The organism is Leifsonia sp. KNZ12-8B (assembly GCF_056755495.1).
Genome location: NZ_JBPGXM010000230.1, coordinates 1 through 2,273 on the forward strand (window position 1 = coordinate 1; position 2,273 = coordinate 2,273).

Sequence of the window (2,273 nt, forward strand, 5' to 3'; positions counted from 1 at the left end):
GGGACGGTCGGCTCGGCCGGGGTCGGGGCGGTCGGCTCGGCAGGGGCCGGCACCGTGGGCTCGGCGGGCGACGGGGCCGGGGTCTCGTCGGGTGACGGGATCGAGGACTGAGCGCCCTCCTCCTTCACCGTCGGCTGGTAGCTCTCGAGGATCGGCCACCAGGACTTGTCGACCGAGTTGCGGTCGTGGATGAACTGCTCGTACAGCTCATCCACCAGCCATTCGTTGGCTCCGAATTCGCCCGACGACCCGTCGTCGGTTCCCACTCCGGTCAATTGGCTCGACACAGCCGATCGCCCACTCTCCGTTGATTTCGTCCGATCGGGCAGCTCGTGGCGCCCGCTTCCATCCGAGGTTCAAGCCTAATCCCTTCCTCGTCTCCGTGCCTGCGTCCAGCGGGTGGCGATACCGTTATTCCCATGCAGTTCTATGGAACGTCGCCCCGCCACGACCTCACCTACTCGGACGTCTTCCTCGTCCCCTCCCGGTCGGACGTCACCAGCCGGCTCGACGTGTCGCTCGCCCCGAACGACGGCACCGGCGCCACCATCCCGATCGTGTCCGCGAACATGAACTCGGTGACCGGGAAGCGCCTCGCCGCGACCGTCGCACGCCGCGGCGGTCTGGGCGTGCTGCCCCAGGACATGCATCTGCAGGATCTCGACGAGGCGATCCGCTGGGTGAAGGCCCAGCCGGTCGCCTTCGACACCCCGTACGACGCGCACCCGGACGAGACCGTCGCCGACGTCCTGCGGCGCATCCCGGCGGTGGAGGGGCACGGCATCGTCGTGCAGGGGGCCGACGGCGACTATCTCGGCTGCCTCGCGTCGAGCCAGCTCGGCTCCGCGCTGCCGGACGCCCGCATCGGCGACCTGCTGCACGGCGCCCTGACCTCGCTGGAGGCGGAGGACCTCACCGACGGCAAGGCCGCCTTCGCGGTCATGGACGCCGCCGGCATCGACTTCGCGCCCGTGCTCGACCACGGCCGGGTCGTCGGAACGCTCAGCCGGCGCAGCGCCCTCCGCTCCACGATCTACCAGCCGGCGCTCGACGCGGACGGGCGCCTGCGGGTCGCCGCCGCGGTCGGCATCAACGGCGACGTCGCCGGCAAGGCGAAGGCGCTCGCCGCGGCCGGCGTCGACGTGCTCGTCATCGACACCGCCCACGGGGACCAGGGCGGGATGCGCCGCGCCATCCGCGAGGTGAAGGGGCTGAATCTCGGCCTGCCGATCGTCGCGGGCAACGTCGTCACCGAGCAGGCCGTGCGCGACCTCGTGGAGGCGGGCGCCGACATCCTCAAGGTGGGCGTAGGGCCCGGCGCGATGTGCACGACCCGCATGATGACGGCCGTCGGGCGGCCGCAGTTCTCTGCGGTGCTCGAGACCAGCGCCGCGGCACGCGAGCTCGGCGCGCACGTCTGGGCCGACGGCGGCGTGCGCTACCCGCGCGATGTGGCCCTCGCGCTCGCGGCGGGCGGCGCCTCCGTCATGATCGGCTCCTGGTTCGCGGGCACCATCGAGGCGCCCGGCCTGCTCGCCCGCGACGAGCGCGGCGCGCTCTACAAGGAGAGCTGGGGCATGGCGAGCACGAAGGCCGTCAAGGGCCGGTTCGAGCGGCTCGACGCCTTCGAGCTGGCCCGCAAGACGCTGTTCGCCGAGGGCATCTCGAGCTCGCGCATCTACCTCGACCCGCTGCGGCCGTCGGTGGAGGACCTGCTCGACATGATCACGACCGGCTTGCGCTCGTCGTTCACGTACGCCGGTGCGCGCACGCTGCCCGAGTTCCACGAGCGGGCGCTCGTGGGCATCCAGTCGGCGGCGGGCTACGAGGAGGGCAAGGCGCTCCCGGTCAGCTGGTGAGCGGACGCGGCCGAGCGGGCGGGGTCAGGAACCGGAACCGGCGCCGTCCGTGCCGGTGCCGTCCGACCCGGTGCCGTCCGATCCAGTGCCGGGGACGCCGCCGAACTGACGCGGTCCGAAGTCCTGGTTCGTGCCGAAGCCGCCCCGCGCTCCATCGGTCGCCTGGGCGGTGAAGAACCCGGCGAAGAAGACGATCACGAGCACCGCGACGGCGCCGACGATGAGCGCGGTGTTCTGCGCCCAGACCGGCCAGCGGCGCAGGAGATTGCCGTGCGCCTGCGGGGTCTGCGCGGAGGGAGTGTGTGCGGACGGGGTCTGCGCATACGCGGTCTGCGGCGGATGCGCCTCCCCCGCCCCGCGGCCGTGGGAGGCGACGGGGGCGGCGCCGTCGGTCGGTGCGGTGGTGGTCATCTC

2 protein-coding genes and 1 pseudogene are annotated in these 2,273 nt (G+C 72.4%); 1 reads left to right on the forward strand and 2 read right to left on the reverse strand.

Features of this window, described 5'->3' with window-relative positions:
• Positions 1-287: 2-oxoglutarate dehydrogenase E1 subunit family protein (locus ACR9ZG_RS18675; RefSeq protein WP_481286344.1), on the reverse strand; the 287-nt coding region annotated here is incomplete at its 3' end.
• A 132-nt stretch (positions 288-419) separates the two neighbouring features.
• Here ACR9ZG_RS18675 and guaB1 point away from each other — a divergent pair.
• Positions 420-1,859 carry a GMP reductase gene (guaB1, locus tag ACR9ZG_RS18680; RefSeq protein ID WP_481286345.1) on the forward strand — a complete coding sequence of 480 codons (1,440 nt, stop codon included), beginning with the start codon at positions 420-422 and terminating at the stop codon, positions 1,857-1,859.
• Positions 1,860-1,883: 24 nt separating this feature from the next.
• On the opposite strand, the pseudogene ACR9ZG_RS18685 reads toward guaB1, so the two are convergent.
• Positions 1,884-2,273, reverse strand: a pseudogene (locus tag ACR9ZG_RS18685) (hypothetical protein); the annotation flags it as partial.

Coding starts and splice junctions, on each gene's coding strand:
- guaB1 (WP_481286345.1), top strand. CDS start 420: ATGCAGTTCTATGGAACGTCGCCCCGCCACGACCTCACCTACTCGGAC.